The organism is Streptomyces sp. NPDC005263 (genome assembly GCF_042872365.1).
Lineage (GTDB): Bacteria > Actinomycetota > Actinomycetes > Streptomycetales > Streptomycetaceae > Streptomyces.
The window spans coordinates 1-17,236 of sequence record NZ_JBIAKJ010000019.1 but is presented as its reverse complement, the minus strand read 5'-3'; the positions used below and the strand labels follow the sequence as shown (position 1 = coordinate 17,236).

Below are 17,236 nucleotides of genomic sequence, written 5' to 3'. Positions count from 1 at the left end.
CTACAGCCACAGGCCGACCACCGGCAGGAACATGGCTTTCCTGGCATGCGCTCACTGCCACACCCTCACTGACGCGAAGCCGACACATCGCAATCACGGCCAGGACTGCCAGCGCGAGCACGAAAACCGGGCGGGGCATCAGGCCTCGGGGTTCAGCATCGCCGCCGCGGTGGCCAGGTCGGTCTCGGCGCCGGTGGTCAGCGCGTACAGGGCGTACCCGATCGGGGAGGTATCCCACAGGTGCTTCGCCTGGGCTGCCAGGCCGGGGGGGACGTTCCCGCCCGCCCGCTCGTACGCGGTGAGGGTGGTCTGCAGCATCTCCTCGCCTGCGGCGCCGTACTGGGCGGACAGGTCACGGGCGGGGTCGTCCACGCGGGCGGTGGTCCAGTCCAGGACCCCGGTGATCGTGCCCTCCTCGTCGAACAGCACGTGCGCGGGGTAGATCTCGCCGTGAGTCATCACGGTCTGCTCGGGCCGGCAGGTGTCGTCCTCGAGCCATGACTGCCAGGCCTCGGTCAGGGCGGGGGAGACAGTGAAGGCCTCGCTCACGCGGGCGACGTCGTCCCGCCATGCCTGACGTACCTGGGCCGGAGTGCGAACCTCGACGCCCGCGGCCTCGGCCTGCTCCGGGGTGATGGAGTGCAGACAGGCCAGCAAGCGCCCCAGGCGCTCGGCGTAGTCCGGGCTGGCAGGGTCCATGTGCCAGTTGGGCTCCCCGGCGTCGGTCAGGGTCAGACCCGGGGCGCCAGGCAGGGCCGGGTAGGCGATCAGCTCGGGGGAGCAGACCTGCCAGTCGGGGACCGCGACGCCGTCCTCGGCCAGGACGGGGGCGACCAGGTCGAGGATGCGCGTCTCGGCGGCCATGCCCTCGGAGACATCGGCGCGGCGCGGTACGCGCAGCACCCACCTCTGGTCGGTCGTGTCGGAGGCCATGACGACGCGGTAGTCCAGGCCCGCCTCGTTCACGGTGGCGTCCTGCGCGGACAGGCGCGGGCCGTGGGTGGCGGCCAGGGCGATGACGTCACCAGCGCTTCGTGGCGAGGGTGGAACTGCCGGTGTAGCGTTGGAGCCAGCTGTCGTGGTTCCGAAGTACCGGTCGCCCGTGAGCGTGTGCACGGGCGATTTTTCTGTTCAGAGTCTCTGAGGGCCAGGACGATCACCTCCGGTTTCCCGCACGGTGCGGGAACCGATTTCGAGTCCCCTTGGAGGGCAAAATGGCCACCGGAACCGTCAAGTGGTTCAACTCGGAAAAGGGCTTCGGCTTCATCGAACAGGACGGCGGAGGCCCAGACGTCTTCGCCCACTACTCCAACATCGCCAGCTCCGGCTTCCGTGAGCTCCAGGAAGGCCAGAAGGTGAACTTCGACGTCACCCAGGGCCAGAAGGGCCCCCAGGCGGAGAACATCACCCCCGCCTGACCCTGCACCTGCACGCCACCCGCCCCGCGGCGCTCGCTGGGCGGGTGCCGTGCGTTCTGGAACTGGTCAAGGTCCGCTGGGTCAGCTCGAAGGAGCGGCGCGCGAGGGCCCACTGGTGACTCACGCTCTTCCAGGTGCGGACAGGTCGTCGAGCAGCCGACCGAGGATGAGGCCACGCGGGCTGTCGCCCGCGTCGTGATCGCCTGCTGGGAATCCATCACCCAAGAGCAGATCGGCAAACCGATCACGACACCATGCTCCTGCAGTGCAAGCCGGCCAAGACCCCGACCGGCGGGCCGGCATCGCGGACGACGGCACCAGCCGACGGCGAGGCTGCCGCGGAGGTGCCCGGTCAGCGCTCGCCGGGCAACTACACGCACCGATGGACGGTCCAGGAACACAGCCGCTCCCACCGCATGAACCCGCGCGGACACGCTGACTGACGCTCTGCCGGGCCCTGCAGGTGAATCCGGCTGCGTTCCCCTGCGAGCACCGGCCTGAGCCCTTCACCCTGTGGCCCGGCGCCCGCGATGCAGTCGCCCGGATCGCTCGCCCCGTGCCCGTGGTCACCCTGTCGAACGTCACGTACTGGGACGAACACGGTTGCGACCTGGCGGCGCTGCTGGCGCCGCATCTCACCGGCCACTGCCGGTCCGGGCGACTCGGGTTCGCCCCACCTGATCCGCAGGCTGTACTAGTAGCGGGGCTTGAGTCCGTCGACGACGACGTCCAGCATGCGGTTTAGTTGGGGGCGCTGCTCGGGTGCGCCGGCCACAGAGAGCAAACCGGCGAGGATGCTGCCTACGTCGGTCGGGTCGATGTCGCTGCGCAGTTCTCCTGCTGTGGCGCCGGCCTCGAGCACCATCGCCAGGACCTGCTGGACCTCGTCGCAGACCGGTCCGGTACCGAAGCGGCCGGAAGCGCTCATGGCGACCAGGGCCTCGCAGATGCCGCGTCGTTCGCCGGCCCAGTCGGCGAATCGGAGCATCCACGCGTGGAGGGCCTGTGCGGGCGGCTCGGTAGTCAGCAGAGTGCGCGCGTCCTCGCGCAAGGGGCGGATCTGGTCCCGGTAGACCTCTTCGACCAAGTCCTCTCGGGTGGGGAAGTGCCGGTACAGGGTGGCGTTCCCCACTCCCGCGCGCTTGGCGATCGCGTCCAGCGAGATCGCGCGTCCGGATGCGAAGGCTTCGGCGGCCGTGGCGATCAACTGCTCGCGGTTGCGCTGCGCGTCGGCGCGCAGGGTGCTGCGTGGAGGTGTCATGACCTTCGCGATCGTGAGTGTCAGATGAGGTTCGGGAACGAATCGGGGATCTCCCCGGTCAGTGTACGGCGAAACAAGTGGGGAGGTCCCCGTTCAGTGTACGGTGAGGTAAACAGGGAGGTCCCCGTTTATGGACGGTCTCGCCCACTGCTTCAGCGACGAAAGGTTTTGCCATGCCTACAGCGCTCATCACCGGGGGGACGACCGGGATCGGCAGCGCTACGGCCGACCTGCTGCACTCCTGCGGCTACCAGGTCGCGGTCACCGGACGGGCACGGTCCGAGCTTCCCGACGACGTGCTCGTCGTCCGATCCGATGCGCGCGTGCTCTCCGACACCGACGCTCTGATGTCAGCGGTGTCGGCACGGTTGGGGTCACTGGACCTGCTCTTCCTCAACGCCGGGATATTCCGTCCGGCACCGGTTGCCGATGTGACGGAGGAATCGTTCGACGAGCACGCCGACCTCAACTTCAAGGGACGGCGGTTCGATCGTGCTGACCGTGGGCATCGGATCCCGTCGCGGCAGCCCTGGCGCCACGGTGGGAGCGGCGACGCGGAGGGCACTGCTGGCGATGGTGCCCTCGCTCGCGCTCGAACTGGCTCCGCGCAGGATTCGCGTCAACGCCGTGAGCCCCGGGATCACCGACACCCCGCTGATCGACAAGTTGGGAATCCCCCAGAGCGGCCGGGACGCGATGCGCTCGAAGATCCCCTTCGAGCGCTTCGGATCCAGCCAGGAGGTCGCGGAAGTCGTCGCCTTCCTCGCCTCGGACGCCGCCGGCTACATCACCGGCCAGGACGTCACCGTGGCCGGCGGCTACAGGCTCGGCGCCTGATGAGTATCCACGGGCCCTCGACCGGTTCGCACGCAGCACACGCCAGGAACCACACTTCACAGGAGAACACGATGGTGCTCACGCTCGACACCTACCGGCAGCTGGGACGTTCCGGCCTGCGGGTCTCACCGCTCGCGCTCGGCGCGGCCACCTTCGGCAACGACTGGGGCTGGGGCGCGGAGCAGGACGAGGCGCGGAAACTGTTCGACCTCTACGTCGAGCGGGGTGGGAATTTCATCGACACCGCGGTCACCTACACCAACGGCACCTCGGAGCGCATGCTCGGCGAGTTCGCCCGTGACCGGCGTGACAGTCTGGTCCTTGCGACCAAGTACACGACGCTGCGTCGGCCCGATGACCCCAACTCCGGCGGCGCCAGCCGGAAGAGTCTGTTCGGCGCGGTCGAAACCAGCCTGCGGCAGCTGAACACCGACTACATCGACCTGCTCTACCTGCACGTATGGGACTCCACCACTCCCGTGGAGGAGATCCTGCGTGGCCTGGACGACCTGGTACGCCAGGGCAAGATCCTCTACGTAGCCATCTCCAACACCCCGGCCTGGCAGATCTCACGCATGCAGACGATCGCTGACCTGCGCGGCTGGTCGCCACTGACGGCGCTACAGCTGGAGTACAACCTGGTGGAACGCACCGGGGAGCGTGACCTTCTGCCGATGGCCCAGGAGCTGGGACTGGGAACCGTGCTGTGGTCCCCCTTGGCGGGTGGGGTCCTCACCGGCAAGTACAGCCGCCAGGACTTGACGGCCCCGGCGTCTGACCAGACTGAGAGCGCCCGCAAGAGCTTCAACCTGGCCCTGGGCGGAGTGACCGAGCGCAACCTCGCCATCGTGGATGTCGTCAAGGAGCTCGCCGCGGAACTGGGCCGGACCCCTGCACAGGTCGGACTGGCCTGGACCTTGCACAACCCAGGGGTGACTGCGCCCATCATCGGTGCGCGAACTGTCGGACAGCTGCAGGAGAACCTGGGAGCCCTCGAGGTCGACCTCACCTCGTCCCAGATGGCGCGCCTGGACGAGGTCAGCGCGATCGATCTCGGCTTCCCCCACGCCATGCTCGCCAGTGACCACATCCGCGTACAGACCCGCGGCGACCTGAAGATCCAGGCCCGCCACTGACGGACGCGCACGGGGGCGGCCTCCCGCCGTTCGCGTGCGCTCGGGCGCGACGACGGCTTCGGCCTTGAGGACCTCGGCGTGGGTGTTACAGCCGTCCTTGTCCGCATCGGTCCAGTGCTTGAAGGCGTCATGCTGGCAGCCGGTGCGATCCTCATCGAGAACGGTCAGGCGGGCCAGGGCGTCGCGCACGGGCAAGCTGATGGTGGTCTGCCCCGGCCCTCGTCCAGCGGCGCCGATGGCCGGGACGGCGTGAGCCGTGGCGGGGATAAGCAAGGCCGCTCACTGCGGAGAACCAGCATGAAGATGCGCACACTCGGCCGAACCGGCATCCGTGTCAGCCCCTACTGCCTCGGCACCATGATGTTCGGTCCCGCCGGGAACCCGGACCCTGACGACTGCCGACGCATCGTGGACCGGGCCCTGGAAAGCGGGATCAACTTCATCGACACGTCGGACGTCTATGGCGGCGGCGAGACGGAGACGGTCGTGGGGACCGCCATCAGAGGCCGTCGGGACGAGGTCGTGCTGGCCACCAAGTTCACCGGTCCGATGGGCGACGACCCGAACCGCCGGGGCGCGTCACGTCGATGGATCGTGACTGCCGTCGAGGAGTCCCTGCGCCGACTCGACGTGGATCACGGCGAGCTTCGCCGCGGCCTTGGCCAAGGCGTCCGGGCCCACCACGGTGAAGGGAGCGTCGTACCGGAGCACGGATGCGAGCAGACCGGCCCAGGACCACGACCCGATCGTGACACGACAGGACCGCTCGGTGAGCTCTTCGACCTCACCGTCACCGATCCAGGGTGTGATGTCACGCGCAGGAAGCTCGATGACGACGTCGCCCACGCAAGGCCAGCGATCCTCACTCTGCGATCCCCTGGACCGGGCGGCGAGAAAGGAGCGCGCATCTGCCGCGGGAAGCGTGCGGGGCGTAAACGCCGGCCCCGTCGGGGTGCGTGGTGCCATACGGTCCATGCGGAAGACACGCCAGTCGTGCCGGTCCAGATCCCACGCGATCAGATACCAGCGGCTGTGCCGGGCGACGACCGCGTGCGGCTGCACGCTCCGTGGAGGGGCGTTGCTCCCGCCGTAGTCGAATCGGAGAGTGTGCCGGTCCCGGACGGCGACGCTGACACTCTCCAGCACGGACGGATCGACACGGGCGGAGGTCTCGGTTCCGGTGAAGCGGATGCCGTCGATGCGGTGACGGAGCCTCGACGGCATCAACTGGCGGACGGTGGCCAACGCGCGGGCTGCCGCCTCGTCAATGTCGACCCCGGTGGAGGGCACACTCTGGAGCGCGACCGCGATCGCGACCGCCTGATCGTCGTCGAACAGCAGCGGTGGCAGCTCTGAACCGGCCTCAAGCCGGTACCCGCCGTCGGGTCCCTTCATCGACCCGATCCGGTAGCCGAGTTCCCGCAAGCGGTCCACGTCACGGCGGACCGTGCGCGGGCTCACCTCCAGGCGCTCCGCAAGGACCTGCCCCGGCCAGTCCCGTCGCGTCTGCAGGAGGGACAGCAGAGCGAGCATCCGCGAAGTACTTCCGATCATGAATCCAGTGTGCTTCGAGTAGAGGACCGTTATTGACCTCTTCTTTCGTGATGCTCATCCCTGACGGCACCCGCCGGTCGCATCCATCGAGGAGAAGAGCAGATCATGACTATCAGCACGGCCACCCACCTGAATTTCCGCGGCACCGCTCGCCAGGCGCTCGACTTCTACGCGACCGTGTTCGGCGGCCGGACCGTCATCGCCACCTACGGCGACCTCGGCATGCCGAAAGAGGTTCCCGGCGCTGACAAGGTCGTGTTCGGGCAGGTCGAGAACGAGGACGGGTTCCGTGTCATGGCCTACGACATCCCCGGTCAGGACGACACCGACATCACGGTGACGGCCGGCTCCACGCGCCGGGAGAACGGTGCCACGATCACCGACCGGACATTCTTCCAGTCCGTTCGCGCCGACACTCTTGACGAGATCACCGGCTACTGGAGCGCCCTCGCCGAGGGCGGCACCGTCATCGAGCCCCTCGCCAAGTCGGCGTGGACTCCCGGTTTCGGCATGCTCACCGACCGGTTCGGCGTCACCTGGGTCCTTGACGTCCAGGCCCCCTACGCCGGCTGACTCCCCCGCACCGGTGCAGGGCCTCACGGCACCGTGTGAACCCTGCACCGGTGCGGCCCCTCCTTGTCACACGAACATCAGTACCAAGCCAGAAAGCAGCACGTGATCCTCGACGCATTCGCGCACATCCACTGGTGGGGTGTGCTCGCGGGCACCGCCCTCTTCGCGCTCCTCGGCGGTGTCTGGTTCACCGCCGTCGTCAGCAAGCCCTATGCGAGGGCCGTTGGCCGCGACACGGACACGCCCGCTCCAGCGTCACCGCTGTTCATCGCCGGTCCGCTCGTCTGTTCCCTCGCCAACGTCCTGACCAGTGCGATCCTTCTCAGCGCCCTCGACGTCGACACGGTCGGAACCGCCATCTTGTTCGGCCTCCTGACGAGCGTCGGCTACCTCACCACCATGGCGTTCAACATCGCGATCAACCCCGTCTTCGCCCGCCCCCTCCTCTACGGACTCATCAACGCGCCCTATTTCACCATCGCTGGCGCAGGAGCAGCAGTGCTCCTCGTCCTGCTTCCCTGACCCGGCCACAAGCCTCGCCAGACAACGCGGACAGCTCCCCGAGCCAGCACGAATGCGCGGCGTGAGTGGCGAGAGGGGCGACCCTCCCAAAGTGTTCTCACACGGGACAACACCGTCAGTCAGCAATCTCGCCTACCAGGGCGCCGGTCTGTGGCCGGTAGCGCCGTCCCCACCCTGGAGCGGCAACGCTGAGGGAGTTCAGTGAGTGGGGCGGGGCAGTACAGCAAGGGCTGTCCTGGCGATATCGGTCAGCGTCTCCTCACTCGCTCCGGCCTTGCCCAGCGCTTCAATGCCGCGCAGTACGGCGAGCACCAGCGCAGCCAGCTTTCCCGGATCCGCGTCCGAGGCGATATCGCCATTGCGCTGACAGGCCGCGATGTCGTCCTCCAGCAGGGCCTGCAGCGCCTCGATGGCCGCCCGTGCCCGCTTGGCCACCGTCTCGTCGTGTTCGGCCAGCTCGGCGGCACCCTTGGCCAACAGACATCCGCGGCGGGCGGTGTCTGCGGCAGTCGCCGCCGCCACCGCGTACACGTGGGCGGACAGCCGCGCGTAGGCGTCCGCGTCGTTGCCGCGCAGCTGCCGACTCACAGCGTCGACGACGGAGCCGCAGTAGTCGTCGAACACGCGGTGGAACAGTTCCTGCTTTCCGCCGAACGCACCGTAGAGGCTGCCTTTGCCGAGCCCTGTCGCCTCGGCGATGTCGTCCATGCGCGTGGCGGCGTACCCACCCGACCAGAACTGCTCCCGGGCAGTGTCCAGCACCTGCTGCTCGTCGAACTTCCTGGGTCGCGCCATGGGGTCAGCCTACCCATTCTTGACTTGTTCGTCCATAACGCTTAGCGTTATGGACGAACAAGTCAAGAATCGAGGAGTGGGCGCGCCATGACGGAAGTACTCGCAGGCAAGGTGGCGGTGGTCACCGGAGCCGGCAGTGGCATTGGGCTTGCCATCGCCAGGCGGTTCGCCGCGGAGGGGGCACGGGTGTTCCTGGCTGGTCGCCGCCAGGAACCGCTCGACGCGGCCGTCGCTGAGATCGGGCCAAAGGCCACCGGCGTGAGGACCGACGTTTCGGTACAGACGGACCTCGACGACCTCTACTCGGTCGTGCGCGAGGAGGCGGGCCGCATCGACGTGCTTGTCGCCAACGCCGGCAGCGCTGTCCCTCAGCGTCTCGGTGAGATAACGGAGGAAGCCATCGACGCCACCTTCGGCACGAACGTGAAGGGCACGATCTTCACCGTGCAGAAGGCGCTGCCCCTGTTGTCGGACGGTGCCTCGATCGTGGTGACAGGATCGACCAACTCCCTGCGCACCGAACCGGGCCTGGAAATCTACGGCGCATCGAAGGCGGCGGTGCGCAACCTGGTGCGCAGCTGGGCGCTCAGCGCGCAGGAACGGAAGTTCCGGGTGAATATGCTGAGCCCCGGTCCGACCGAGACGCCGGGCCTGATCGGCGCCGTGGGCCCGGACCACCGGCTCGCCTCGCAGGTGCCGCTCGGCAGGATCGGCCGCCCGGACGAGATCGCCGCCGTGGCGACGTTCCTGGCCTCGGACGCCTCCAGCTTCGTCAACGGTGCCGACTGGTTCGTCGATGGAGGCCAGGCGCAGGTCTGACCGTACCCCTCAACCAGCGCGAGAGCGCAACCACGCACCCCGTAGCAGGAGCAAAAGTGAACGCCACCAGCGATATCCAGAAGCGTCGTGAAGAGATTGCTGTCAACTACTTCCGCATGGTGGACGCGGGTGACCCCGCGGTCATCGACGTCTTCACTGAAGATGCTCACATGTTCTATCCGAAGTTCGGCATCGCGCGCGGGAAGGCGCAGATCGGAGCGTTCGCTCAGGGCCTCGGCCGGGGGATCGCGTCGCTCGAGCACGAGATCGAGCGCTTCACCGTCTTGACGTCCGGGAATTACGTGATCGTCGAGGGTGCGGAAAGGGGAACAACGATGTCAGGCGTGGACTTCCCTGACGGCGATTCCTCTTTCGGGCTGTTCTGCAATGTGTTCGAGTTCGAGGATGAACTCATCAAGAGGATCCACATCTACGTGGACCCGGACTTCGCCAACACGCACGCTGAGGGTGTGGCTTGGGGTAAGTCGGTGCAGGACAGCATCGCCAGCCTGTAGTCAGCGGCCTACATCGTGGTGTCGCCACTGGACCACTGGTACGGGGGCGCGGCGCCGAGTCGCAGTGCTCAAAATCCTGCCGCCTCGGTGCCTATCTTGGGTCCTGGCAGCTCTTTCGTCACGCCCGCTGCGGCCCGAACCGCATGACGTCAATCGCCAACGCCGTACTCACCCTGGAGCGGCACCGCTGAAGAAGCTCAGTGATCGGGCGAGTGCAGTCCCGCCAGAAGCAGACCCAGCAAGGTACGGATCGCGTCGGGCCGTCGATTGGCCTGTGTGGGGCGCAGCGAGGAGATCGCCATCAGGCCTACGCGGACGTCTGTGACGGAGGTCCCTCGCCGCAGGACCCGTTGCTGCTGTGCGCGGGCGACGAGTTGCTCCAGTGCTGCGGCGTGGGCCTGCCGGTCGTTGCGGAACGCGTCGCCAACCCGAAAAACTCAGTAGTTCAGAGAAACTGGATGGACCAGCCGGCCGTACTGTCACTCCTCAACGGCTGCACGATCAAGGACGCCACCGTCGTCGTCATGGGAGACGGCAGCCTCTGGACGGCCCGCTCGGCATGGACGGACGCCCTGCGGCCCCTGATCCAGGAATACACCGGCAGCCAACGCCGGGCAGGCAAGGACAAGACCTACGCGGCGCACGACCGCCCCTACCGCGAGATCCTCGCCGAGTCCGCCTTCGCCGACGTCAAGGAACACACCATCGACGTCGAGCGGCCCTGGACCCCGCAGACGGTCATCGGCTACCCGTACTCGACGTCCTTCGCCTCCCGTCCCCTGTTCGGAGCCCGGCTGCAGGAGTTCGAGGAGCGGGCCCACGCCCTGCTGACCGAACACGCCGACGCGGACGGCCTGATCGAGCACGCGCGCTTCGACGTCCTGATCGCCCGCCGCCCCTGACCCCGCACGACGCCCTGCGGGCGGGGACCCCCACCGTGCGAAGCGGCACAGGTAGTAGGCCATGCGGTTGCTGTGGACCGCCATCTCCAGCGAGGCGCTGGACGATGCAAAAGACGGTGATGCCACGGATGTGGCCATTGCTGCAATCCGCGCTGGTGTTCGTCCAGGTGCGAGCGGGTGAACCCGTCCGCTCTTCCGCGCGTCCCGCTGTCGGCGCGCCCGGGGCGAAGGCGCCCTTCAGCTCGTCAACGGCGAGACCTGGCTTTCCGTTGTCGACTTCCTGCAACCGGTCTGACGGTCAAGGGCGTCACTGCGGGAGTAGCCAGTTGCTCATGGGCGTGGGCCGTCCTGCTCCTGCTGCACAACGGCAGCGTCCAGCATCTGTGCAACGCACCTCAGGCGCTCCCGCAGTGCGCTACGGTCCGCACCGCGCGTCTTGTTCGCATGGCAGTTGGGGCACAACGCGATCATGGCGCCCGGGTGGTCGCGGCCGCCCTGGGCGTGATCGTCGATGTGATCGATCTCCAGCAGAGGCTGTCCCGCTGCAGTGCGGTAGGGCAGGACGGCGAGCAGGCAGTCGGGGTTCTCGCACCGGCCATGGCTGCGCAGGAGGACCGCCTCGCGGCGGCGCCGCTACGGACCCGGCGTTCGTGGGCCGAGCCGGGCGTGTTCGGCCCGGTGGCTTCCGTTCCGACGGTCTCCTGGTTGATCGACACCCTCGCCACTTCGGGCGAGAGGGCGCTGACCGCGATTCGCGCCGCACGTTCCGAAGTACGCAAAAGAGTCTGGGAGTTGGCCGCAGGCTCCGGATGCCGGCGGGCAGGCGACCGTGGACCTGGACGGGGTCCTGGTCGTCGCGCACTCGGACAAGCAGGACGCCGCCCCGACCTGGAAGAAAACCTACGGCCACCACCCGCTCATGAGGTTCGTCGACCGCGGCCCCGGAGGAACCGGAGAACCCGTCGCGGCTCTCCTGCGCCCAGGCAACGCAGGCTCGAACACGACAGCCGACCACATCACCGCCACCCGCCTCGCCCTGGTGCGGGCTGCCGCACAATGCGTGGGCGATGCGGACCGGGTCATGGTCAGCGTCGACCAGCGGGCTCTTGTCGCGGTCGATCGCCGGGAATGCAGCGGTCATGCTTTCGCTCCGCGCCGCTGGCGCGTCGAACGCACCCTGGGATGGATCATGAACGCTCGCCGTAACGCGCGAGACTACCCACGCCTCCCGCAGCATTCCGAATGCATGCCCGAACCAGCCTTCTACATCCACTGGCTGACACAGCCGGGCTCACGGCTCGCCATCGCGGCGCCGGTGCCGATCTGCCGCGGGGACACGGTGACCATGCTGGGCCACGACCGTCCACTGACCTGGACCGTCAGCAAAGGAGCGTTGGTGATCGATGTGCCCGCGGCAGCCCGCAAGGCGGGACAGCACGTGTGGGTCTTCAAGGTGAAGTGGAGCTCCTGACCGAAGACGCCGCAGCGACAGCCGTCACTTCACGTCACATGGTGTTCGACGCGGGCTCCGTGGGGATTCCCGTCCTGTGCAGTCAAACGCCCAGCGAATGGAGTGGACATGGAGTACCCGGACCTTTCCGCACTGCCCGCGGAGCTGCAGGATGAGGTGAGCTCTCGCGGTTCGCTCAACGTGTTCCGGATGATGATGCACTCCCCCGCGCTGGCACCCGGTGTGCTGGCGCTGGGGGACGCGATCCTGCGGCGCAGCTCGCTGCCCGACCCCTTGCGCGAACTCGCCATCGTCCGGGTGGGCCACGCCTACCGGGCGGCGTACGAGATCCACCATCACGAGAACATCGCCCGTCTCGTCGGACTCGGTGAGGAGGCGATCGCCGCCGCCGCGACTGGTTCCCCCGACAGCCTGTCCGCGCCCGAGGCAGCCGTCCTCACCTCCACCGACCGACTGCTTGCCCGGCACTCCCTCGACGCCGCCGCGCGGAAGGAACTTCTCGCGTTCCTGACGGTGAACCAGCTCGCTGATCTCGTCATCACCGTCGGCTTCTACCAACTGGTCTGCGACTTCCTCAACACCTTCGAGGTGACGACTGCGGGTGAGGCCCCGCCGCCCTATGGCGATGTACAGCCTGGGAGCGACGAGGGCCGGTGAAGCGGGCGTTCCGCCGCGGGCGTCGCGTTCTCAGGTGGGTGACTGGTTGCTGTACTTGCTCGCTCCCCAGCCGCTGGGTGTACCAGTCGTCGCGATCGAACACGGTCAGTGTGACCCGCGGGTCGCGCCGCAGGTGCTCCGACCGGACTCGGCCAGAGGCCCCACCGGGTGCGGTCCCGCGGCGGGCGCCCGCGCGGTGGGCGTCGTGGGCGCCAGCGCGATGTTGGCCAACGTCGTCGGCGTGCCGCTCGGCCCCTTTCGCCGGACAGTTCGTGGGCTGGCGCGGACAGGCACCCTCCGCCCTCCCACTGGATGCCCGTGTGCAGCACGAACAAGATCCCGCACAAAGCCTGCCGGTCCGGGATCCGCGGTCTGCCCTCGACGCGCGTTGGCTCCGCCCAGGGCGCTGGCGGGAGGGACGCCGGATTGATGCCGTGCTGCCGCAGTCTTCCGGCGCACATGCGCTCCGCGATGGCCTCCCATGCCCCTGTGCGTGCGCCCGTCACCCTAGCCCGTAGAATCGAACATGAGAACGATTCAGTCCCGTCGAGACTCGCGCTGCTCCGCTTCCTGGAACGCACCCGCCGGTGGATCTCGGACGAGGAGCGCCGAGAAGCCGAGGCAGCACCGCATCGAGGCCCGGCCGCCCGCACCGCAGTGGCTCCTCGAGCGCGGCCTGTCGGCGGACAACGCTGTGTACGTCCACGCCGGGGACTGCTGGAACGCCGGCAAGCGCAGCCGGGGCGTCACCCGGGAGCAGGGCTGCGTGCGCTCGTCGACGGCGTGAAGGCCTGCCCGCAGTGCCGACCGGACACCGCGCTGGGCGTCCTTGACCAGACGATCCAGCTTGGCTCAATGGATAGACCCCGATCGTCTTCCCGGAGTAGCAAGTGTTGCTGTGGCCCGGCATGCGGGATGCGATGAACGGGTGGGAAGGACACCGAGCATCCATAATCTCCGCCGAAGCACTCGTCGTCACCGTCGCGACAGTAGGTCTCGCCGCCATGGTCGTTCGGCCGCGCCCAGGGCCGAGGGCAGGGATCGAGTGCAGATGGTCACTTTGATCGCGGCTAAGGGCTGTCCCGTAAATGATCTACGAGTCGCCTCGGGCGAGGTTGTGCATCCGGGCGATGCCGAGCATGGCATGGTGGACACCATCGCCCTTCAAGCGGCAGTCGCGGAGGATCTTCCAGGTCTTCATGCGGGCGAAGACGTGCTCGACGCGGGCTCGGACCTGCTTGTGGGACTTGTTGTGTTCCTCTTTCCAGCCCGGGAGTTCGGTCTGGCCGCGCTGCCGGCGGTGTGGGATGACGAGTCCGGTGCCCGGGTAGCCGCCGTCGGCGATCGTGGTGGTCTTGCCGACGGCGGCCTTGGTGCCGGATTCCTCCCATGCCTTGCAGTCGTTGCGGTTCCCGGCGAGCGGCCGGCCGACCACGACGACCAGGCGGGTGTCGGCGTCGATGACGACCTGATGGTTGGTGGAGTACCGGTAGTTCTTCGACCGCTCGGCGATGGTGTGGTCCCGGGTGGGGACCAGAGTGCCGTCCACGATGAGCACGGCATCCTTGGCGAACCGCTTGCGCGGCTGGAGCGCGAACATCGGCCCCAGGTGGTCGATGATGCGGTCCGCTGCCGACTTCGAGATCCCGAACAGTGAGGCCAGTTGTCGCATGGTCAGGTTCGTTCGCCAGTACGCGGTGACCAGCAAGATCCGGTCTTCCAATGGGAGGCTCCATGGTCGGCCCTTGCGGACCGAGTCCGCACCTGCGCGACGCAGTACCGTCACCAGCTTCCCGAAGGCTCGCGGGCTCAGCCCGGAGAACGGGGCTATCCAGACGGCTCAAGGCGTCGGCCCGACACCCACGTGACCGCCATCGCGACCAACGCGTCTACTGCTCGAACAGGCCAGCGGGTGTATGTCCCTCAGGACTGTCGCTATCACCGGATTAGGACGGCTCCGACGCCGTGATCACACCAGTCACATCGAGATCATCTCGTCCATGTGACCACTTCTTCAGCGAGCCACCGGGGGCGCTCGGCGGCCGTCCTCCTGAGCTGCGACACTCTGCACGTGATCTATCCCGCGACAGACCAGCTGTCCTCCGCTGAACGCGCCTTCATGATCAACGCCACGGAGATCGACATCCTCCCCGGTGTTTGGGGTGACCTCGACGAACCGCTGGTCTCAGGGCCTGCCTCGGCTCTCGTCCCGATCCTCCTTCCCCTCGTCGACAGAGGATGGATCGAAGTGTGCCGGGTCATTCCCTGGACAGCGCCGGATGGCACTCTCGGAGAGCAGCCCGGTCCCCCCATCCCGAAGCAGGACCTTCCCGCTGTCCTGGCGGACGCCGAGAACTGGGAGTACCCGCAATCCGGCGCATGGCTGGGGTGCCTCACACTGACCCTCACCGAAGCAGGGCAGAGCATTCCCCGCTGACACTCAGTCTCAACGGCACCCCTCCGCTCTCTACAGGATCCTCCGCGACTACCGCCTCAAAGACGAAGGCATTCACCATGCCGTGCTCGGCATCGCCCGCTTGCATAGCCTCACCCTCGCCGGATGAGGCGCAGCGTCGCTGGTCAATCGGCACGCCGTAGATCATTTACGGGACAGCTCTTAGCCAAGTGAAATGACGTCTAAAGTGAGAAGCGATGACCAACCATTTGCCTCGGACTGTGCGCTCCGACGCCCGCGACAACCGGGCCCGCATCCTGGACGCCGCCCGCGCGGTGTTCGGCGAAGAGAGCCTGAGTGCGCCCCCATAAATCCGTCACCTGGAGGTCCGTCAATCCTTGCAGCCCGATATCCTTGTCGGGCCCCTGCCGCAGGCAGGTTGGAAAGGGCTCAGTGGCGGAGGTTCGGCGACTTCTGGCAGCTTGTCGTCCCCGCCCGCCGCACCTTTGTGGCTACGGACGACATCACGCGCTGAGCTGGTCGAACTGGCGCCAACGACACCAAGCGGTAGCCCGCCGCTGCTACTCCTTGCGGCGCTGTCGCGCGATCGAGGGGCGGCCTGTCGAAGGCCACCCCTGACCGCTCCACCGCCCGTTACGCTCCATCCGCTCAGCGAAACCTGCAGGTCAGACAGCAGAACCTGCTGGAGCACTAACGGCCCAGGTCAAGATAAATGCGGCTCATTAAATGCGGTTCAGCAGGCCTTCCAGCCCTTCCACTTGTTGTCCGCGTAGAAAAGGGTGTTGCAGTAGTGGTTGCCCGACGATGTCACGAAATCGACGATCTTGCCCGTCGAGTTGTCACCCCAAGCAGTGAGTCTCAGTGCCCTGCCGTTGCCCGGCATCTCCTTCCAGCCACCTGCACCGTCCCACGCATGCCAAATACTGCCGGAGGGGGCCACGCCGAAACATTCGTCCGGTCCGTTTTCCCACTTGATGAACGTCGCGCCGTATTCGTTGAAGTTCCCCTTGTAGCCGAAGCACGTGGCCTCACCAGCGGATGCGGGTGAGGCGGCCAGGCCTACCGCGCCGATCGCTGCCAGTGAAAGCGCGGCCGCAGCGGCCGACAGGCGGAAACGAGGCTTCATGAGATCTCCTTCGCTATGGCCGACGGCGTCGGCCCACGAACCGCATGTTATGAAGGTGCAAGATCACCTCACAAGAAATGTTTCAGCTGTCCGAGACAGGCGGAACAACACCCTCCGGTCACAGGCAAAGTAAGCGGGATTCAGCTTCACGTAACCCGCTCTTCTCATCCGCGGAGCGCAATGTCGAAAAACAGCCGAAAGGGTGGTGCTTCAAAGTGTGGTCCCCTGTTCATCACGCTCAGGCAGAACAGGGGAAAAGAGGGGCATGATTTATGGCCAGAAAGATGCGAGAGGAGTCGACCTCGGCTACGAAACGTCGGCGACGGCTTCCTCCACCCGCACAAGAAGCCCGCCGGAGGAGAGCTGACGCGGGCGTGGTTCATGGCGTCCAGGTGCAACGCGCCACTGTACGAACAACCTGGAAGCCATGGGCCGCGTCTGCTCGGCTCTGCCCTACGCGGCGCCAGCTGCTGTCAGGTGATCGCGCATCACGGCCTCGATCGCCGCGGCGTCGCCTGTGGCCGGCAGGGGCCAGGGGGCCTCGTCGCCGTTTTCCATGACGAAGCTGCTGAGGAAACGCACGCTGACTGGTGAAGGTACATAGGAATCGCGGAGCCACTGAGCGAACAGTGCCGCCTCGTCAGCGGTGACATCGATGAGGCTGATGTGCGCGTAGTCCGAAGCGGGCATGGCGGCGGTACCCGTAACGAAGACCTCTGGCGCCACCTCGATCTCGAAGTCCAGGACCGGAGCGTTACGCAGCGAGGACGTGCTCATTTCCATGAACGCCTCCGGAAACGCCCTCTCCAGCGCATCTTTGAAGGTCTCCACACTCGCCTGCCACGCGCTCGTGTTGTCCTCGGGCGGAGCGAAGACGAAGTTGGACCTGATGTTGTGCTCGACTGCCACTGAAGTCCCTCGATCTCACGGTACGTATCGCGCGGTGCCGGTGACGCCGTTCATGGCCATCATCGACTCCCAGTACGGTGCGCCGTCCTTGCCGTTGGTCACGATCTCAAGCCCGCGGATCTCGGAGTTCGCCGGGCTGGCCATCGCGCTCTTGTACCGGCGAAGCTCTGCCCTGTCACCGCGGTACATGCCGTCGATGAGCGGATCAAACTTCGGGTTGCCCTTACAAGGGCTGACACAATGAGCCGAGTTGTCGGTGAGTGATGAGACAGCAGGCGAGTTTGAGGAACGCTTCATGGATGTCGGCCCTGCGTTCCCATCGGAT

General features: G+C 66.9%; 20 protein-coding genes and 10 pseudogenes. 18 read left to right on the top strand and 12 right to left on the bottom strand.

The genetic code is table 11. The annotated features are described in order from the left end of the window. Positions 1-138: 138 nt before the first annotated feature. Positions 139-1,116, bottom strand: a complete 978-nt coding sequence (locus tag ACFYRY_RS41175; RefSeq protein WP_389158117.1) for a macrolide 2'-phosphotransferase — start codon at positions 1,114-1,116, stop codon at positions 139-141. A 98-nt stretch (positions 1,117-1,214) separates the two neighbouring features. Between ACFYRY_RS41175 and ACFYRY_RS41170 the strand changes: the two genes are divergently transcribed. Next, entirely contained in the window at positions 1,215-1,418 is a 204-nt protein-coding gene (locus ACFYRY_RS41170; RefSeq protein ID WP_151476138.1) for a cold-shock protein, read from the top strand. Positions 1,419-2,112: 694 nt separating this feature from the next. Here the strand turns inward: ACFYRY_RS41170 and ACFYRY_RS41165 are convergent. Continuing rightward, on the bottom strand, positions 2,113-2,679 hold the full coding sequence (locus ACFYRY_RS41165) for a TetR/AcrR family transcriptional regulator (RefSeq protein ID WP_389158114.1): 567 nt from the start codon (positions 2,677-2,679) through the stop codon (positions 2,113-2,115). A gap of 173 nt (positions 2,680-2,852) precedes the next feature. Between ACFYRY_RS41165 and ACFYRY_RS41160 the strand changes: the two are divergent. The 3 genes and pseudogenes from ACFYRY_RS41160 to ACFYRY_RS41150 form a co-directional block, all read left to right on the top strand. Further along, positions 2,853-3,516, top strand: a pseudogene (locus tag ACFYRY_RS41160) (SDR family NAD(P)-dependent oxidoreductase). A gap of 71 nt (positions 3,517-3,587) precedes the next feature. After that, entirely contained in the window at positions 3,588-4,652 is a 1,065-nt protein-coding gene (locus ACFYRY_RS41155) for an aldo/keto reductase (protein ID WP_389158111.1), read from the top strand. A 297-nt stretch (positions 4,653-4,949) separates the two neighbouring features. Then, positions 4,950-5,300, top strand: a pseudogene (locus ACFYRY_RS41150) (aldo/keto reductase); the annotation flags it as partial. Here ACFYRY_RS41150 and ACFYRY_RS41145 read toward each other — a convergent pair. Beyond that, positions 5,232-6,206 (bottom strand): helix-turn-helix transcriptional regulator, encoded by a 975-nt coding sequence (locus tag ACFYRY_RS41145; RefSeq protein ID WP_389158108.1) that lies wholly within the window; start codon positions 6,204-6,206, stop codon positions 5,232-5,234. The pseudogene ACFYRY_RS41150 and the gene ACFYRY_RS41145 sit on opposite strands and share 69 nt — an antisense overlap. A gap of 105 nt (positions 6,207-6,311) precedes the next feature. Between ACFYRY_RS41145 and ACFYRY_RS41140 the strand changes: the two genes are divergently transcribed. Beyond that, positions 6,312-6,779, top strand: a complete 468-nt coding sequence (locus ACFYRY_RS41140; protein ID WP_389158105.1) for a VOC family protein — start codon at positions 6,312-6,314, stop codon at positions 6,777-6,779. Positions 6,780-6,881: 102 nt separating this feature from the next. Next, entirely contained in the window at positions 6,882-7,301 is a 420-nt protein-coding gene (locus ACFYRY_RS41135) for a DUF1761 domain-containing protein (RefSeq protein WP_389158102.1), read from the top strand. A gap of 198 nt (positions 7,302-7,499) precedes the next feature. Here the strand turns inward: ACFYRY_RS41135 and ACFYRY_RS41130 are convergent, their stop codons facing one another. After that, complete coding sequence (locus ACFYRY_RS41130) at positions 7,500-8,096, bottom strand: TetR/AcrR family transcriptional regulator (RefSeq protein ID WP_389158099.1); 597 nt, start codon at positions 8,094-8,096, stop codon at positions 7,500-7,502. Positions 8,097-8,183: 87 nt separating this feature from the next. On the opposite strand from ACFYRY_RS41130, the gene ACFYRY_RS41125 reads away from it, so the two are divergent. From ACFYRY_RS41125 to ACFYRY_RS41115, 3 genes and pseudogenes are all read left to right on the top strand, one after another. Continuing rightward, entirely contained in the window at positions 8,184-8,915 is a 732-nt protein-coding gene (locus tag ACFYRY_RS41125) for an SDR family NAD(P)-dependent oxidoreductase (protein WP_389158096.1), read from the top strand. A gap of 56 nt (positions 8,916-8,971) precedes the next feature. Then, a complete protein-coding gene (locus tag ACFYRY_RS41120; RefSeq protein ID WP_389158093.1) occupies positions 8,972-9,430 on the top strand; it encodes a nuclear transport factor 2 family protein in 459 nt (152 codons plus the stop codon). An 89-nt stretch (positions 9,431-9,519) separates the two neighbouring features. Further along, positions 9,520-9,621 (top strand): annotated as a pseudogene (locus ACFYRY_RS41115) (IS5/IS1182 family transposase); the annotation flags it as partial. Between the two features lie 6 nt (positions 9,622-9,627). Here the strand turns inward: ACFYRY_RS41115 and ACFYRY_RS41110 are convergent. Then, positions 9,628-9,840, bottom strand: a pseudogene (locus tag ACFYRY_RS41110) (hypothetical protein); the annotation flags it as partial. Between the two features lie 48 nt (positions 9,841-9,888). Between ACFYRY_RS41110 and ACFYRY_RS41105 the strand changes: the two are divergent. Then, entirely contained in the window at positions 9,889-10,332 is a 444-nt protein-coding gene (locus ACFYRY_RS41105) for a hypothetical protein (RefSeq protein ID WP_389158090.1), read from the top strand. Between the two features lie 330 nt (positions 10,333-10,662). Here ACFYRY_RS41105 and ACFYRY_RS41100 read toward each other — a convergent pair whose 3' ends face one another. Continuing rightward, positions 10,663-10,845: a hypothetical protein gene (locus ACFYRY_RS41100; RefSeq protein ID WP_389158220.1), complete on the bottom strand. Its 183-nt coding sequence runs from the start codon at positions 10,843-10,845 to the stop codon at positions 10,663-10,665. Between ACFYRY_RS41100 and ACFYRY_RS41095 the strand changes: the two are divergent. From ACFYRY_RS41095 to ACFYRY_RS41080, 4 genes and pseudogenes are all read left to right on the top strand, one after another. Beyond that, a pseudogene (locus ACFYRY_RS41095) lies at positions 10,777-11,377 on the top strand (transposase); the annotation flags it as partial. The gene ACFYRY_RS41100 and the pseudogene ACFYRY_RS41095 sit on opposite strands and share 69 nt — an antisense overlap. A 96-nt stretch (positions 11,378-11,473) precedes the next feature. After that, positions 11,474-11,581: pseudogene (locus ACFYRY_RS41090) on the top strand (IS5/IS1182 family transposase); the annotation flags it as partial. Continuing rightward, positions 11,579-11,803 carry an alpha-L-fucosidase C-terminal domain-containing protein gene (locus tag ACFYRY_RS41085; protein ID WP_389158217.1) on the top strand — a complete coding sequence of 75 codons (225 nt, stop codon included), beginning with the start codon at positions 11,579-11,581 and terminating at the stop codon, positions 11,801-11,803. The pseudogene ACFYRY_RS41090 and the gene ACFYRY_RS41085, both read left to right, overlap by 3 nt. Positions 11,804-11,911: 108 nt before the next feature. Further along, complete coding sequence (locus tag ACFYRY_RS41080; RefSeq protein ID WP_389158088.1) at positions 11,912-12,460, top strand: carboxymuconolactone decarboxylase family protein; 549 nt, start codon at positions 11,912-11,914, stop codon at positions 12,458-12,460. 76 nt (positions 12,461-12,536) lie between these two features. Here ACFYRY_RS41080 and ACFYRY_RS41075 read toward each other — a convergent pair. Next, positions 12,537-12,614 (bottom strand): annotated as a pseudogene (locus ACFYRY_RS41075) (PPOX class F420-dependent oxidoreductase); the annotation flags it as partial. Positions 12,615-12,986: 372 nt separating this feature from the next. Here ACFYRY_RS41075 and ACFYRY_RS41070 point away from each other — a divergent pair. Continuing rightward, the gene (locus tag ACFYRY_RS41070; protein WP_389158085.1) at positions 12,987-13,247 is read left to right on the top strand and encodes a DUF6233 domain-containing protein; all 261 of its coding nucleotides are present in this window, start codon (positions 12,987-12,989) and stop codon (positions 13,245-13,247) included. 306 nt (positions 13,248-13,553) lie between these two features. Here ACFYRY_RS41070 and ACFYRY_RS41065 read toward each other — a convergent pair whose 3' ends face one another. Then, on the bottom strand, positions 13,554-14,291 hold the full coding sequence (locus ACFYRY_RS41065; protein ID WP_389158214.1) for a transposase: 738 nt from the start codon (positions 14,289-14,291) through the stop codon (positions 13,554-13,556). A gap of 240 nt (positions 14,292-14,531) precedes the next feature. Between ACFYRY_RS41065 and ACFYRY_RS41060 the strand changes: the two genes are divergently transcribed. The 3 genes and pseudogenes from ACFYRY_RS41060 to ACFYRY_RS41050 all read left to right on the top strand — a co-directional run. Continuing rightward, positions 14,532-14,897, top strand: coding sequence for a hypothetical protein (locus ACFYRY_RS41060; protein WP_329296748.1), 366 nt, complete (start codon positions 14,532-14,534; stop codon positions 14,895-14,897). Between the two features lie 31 nt (positions 14,898-14,928). Then, positions 14,929-15,024: pseudogene (locus ACFYRY_RS41055) on the top strand (IS5/IS1182 family transposase); the annotation flags it as partial. An 88-nt stretch (positions 15,025-15,112) separates the two neighbouring features. Further along, positions 15,113-15,220, top strand: a pseudogene (locus ACFYRY_RS41050) (TetR/AcrR family transcriptional regulator); the annotation flags it as partial. Positions 15,221-15,609: 389 nt separating this feature from the next. Here ACFYRY_RS41050 and ACFYRY_RS41045 read toward each other — a convergent pair. The 4 genes and pseudogenes from ACFYRY_RS41045 to ACFYRY_RS41030 form a co-directional block, all read right to left on the bottom strand. Beyond that, positions 15,610-16,002, bottom strand: coding sequence for a hypothetical protein (locus ACFYRY_RS41045; protein WP_389158082.1), 393 nt, complete (start codon positions 16,000-16,002; stop codon positions 15,610-15,612). Between the two features lie 453 nt (positions 16,003-16,455). Further along, complete coding sequence (locus ACFYRY_RS41040) at positions 16,456-16,911, bottom strand: hypothetical protein (protein WP_389158080.1); 456 nt, start codon at positions 16,909-16,911, stop codon at positions 16,456-16,458. 15 nt (positions 16,912-16,926) lie between these two features. Continuing rightward, positions 16,927-17,100, bottom strand: a complete 174-nt coding sequence (locus ACFYRY_RS41035; protein ID WP_389158077.1) for a restriction endonuclease fold toxin-2 domain-containing protein — start codon at positions 17,098-17,100, stop codon at positions 16,927-16,929. A 34-nt stretch (positions 17,101-17,134) separates the two neighbouring features. Further along, positions 17,135-17,236: pseudogene (locus ACFYRY_RS41030) on the bottom strand (IS5/IS1182 family transposase); the annotation flags it as partial.

Excerpts from the sequence above, each read along its gene's own strand:
- ACFYRY_RS41130 (WP_389158099.1), bottom strand. The coding sequence starts at position 8,096 with ATGGCGCGACCCAGGAAGTTCGACGAGCAGCAGGTGCTGGACACTGCC.
- ACFYRY_RS41145 (WP_389158108.1), bottom strand. The coding sequence starts at position 6,206 with ATGATCGGAAGTACTTCGCGGATGCTCGCTCTGCTGTCCCTCCTGCAG.
- ACFYRY_RS41165 (WP_389158114.1), bottom strand. The coding sequence starts at position 2,679 with ATGACACCTCCACGCAGCACCCTGCGCGCCGACGCGCAGCGCAACCGC.
- ACFYRY_RS41045 (WP_389158082.1), bottom strand. The coding sequence starts at position 16,002 with ATGAAGCCTCGTTTCCGCCTGTCGGCCGCTGCGGCCGCGCTTTCACTG.
- ACFYRY_RS41080 (WP_389158088.1), top strand. The coding sequence starts at position 11,912 with ATGGAGTACCCGGACCTTTCCGCACTGCCCGCGGAGCTGCAGGATGAG.
- ACFYRY_RS41085 (WP_389158217.1), top strand. The coding sequence starts at position 11,579 with ATGCCCGAACCAGCCTTCTACATCCACTGGCTGACACAGCCGGGCTCA.
- ACFYRY_RS41105 (WP_389158090.1), top strand. The coding sequence starts at position 9,889 with ATGGACCAGCCGGCCGTACTGTCACTCCTCAACGGCTGCACGATCAAG.
- ACFYRY_RS41140 (WP_389158105.1), top strand. The coding sequence starts at position 6,312 with ATGACTATCAGCACGGCCACCCACCTGAATTTCCGCGGCACCGCTCGC.
- ACFYRY_RS41125 (WP_389158096.1), top strand. The coding sequence starts at position 8,184 with ATGACGGAAGTACTCGCAGGCAAGGTGGCGGTGGTCACCGGAGCCGGC.
- ACFYRY_RS41170 (WP_151476138.1), top strand. The coding sequence starts at position 1,215 with ATGGCCACCGGAACCGTCAAGTGGTTCAACTCGGAAAAGGGCTTCGGC.
- ACFYRY_RS41070 (WP_389158085.1), top strand. The coding sequence starts at position 12,987 with ATGAGAACGATTCAGTCCCGTCGAGACTCGCGCTGCTCCGCTTCCTGG.
- ACFYRY_RS41155 (WP_389158111.1), top strand. The coding sequence starts at position 3,588 with ATGGTGCTCACGCTCGACACCTACCGGCAGCTGGGACGTTCCGGCCTG.
- ACFYRY_RS41035 (WP_389158077.1), bottom strand. The coding sequence starts at position 17,100 with ATGTACCGCGGTGACAGGGCAGAGCTTCGCCGGTACAAGAGCGCGATG.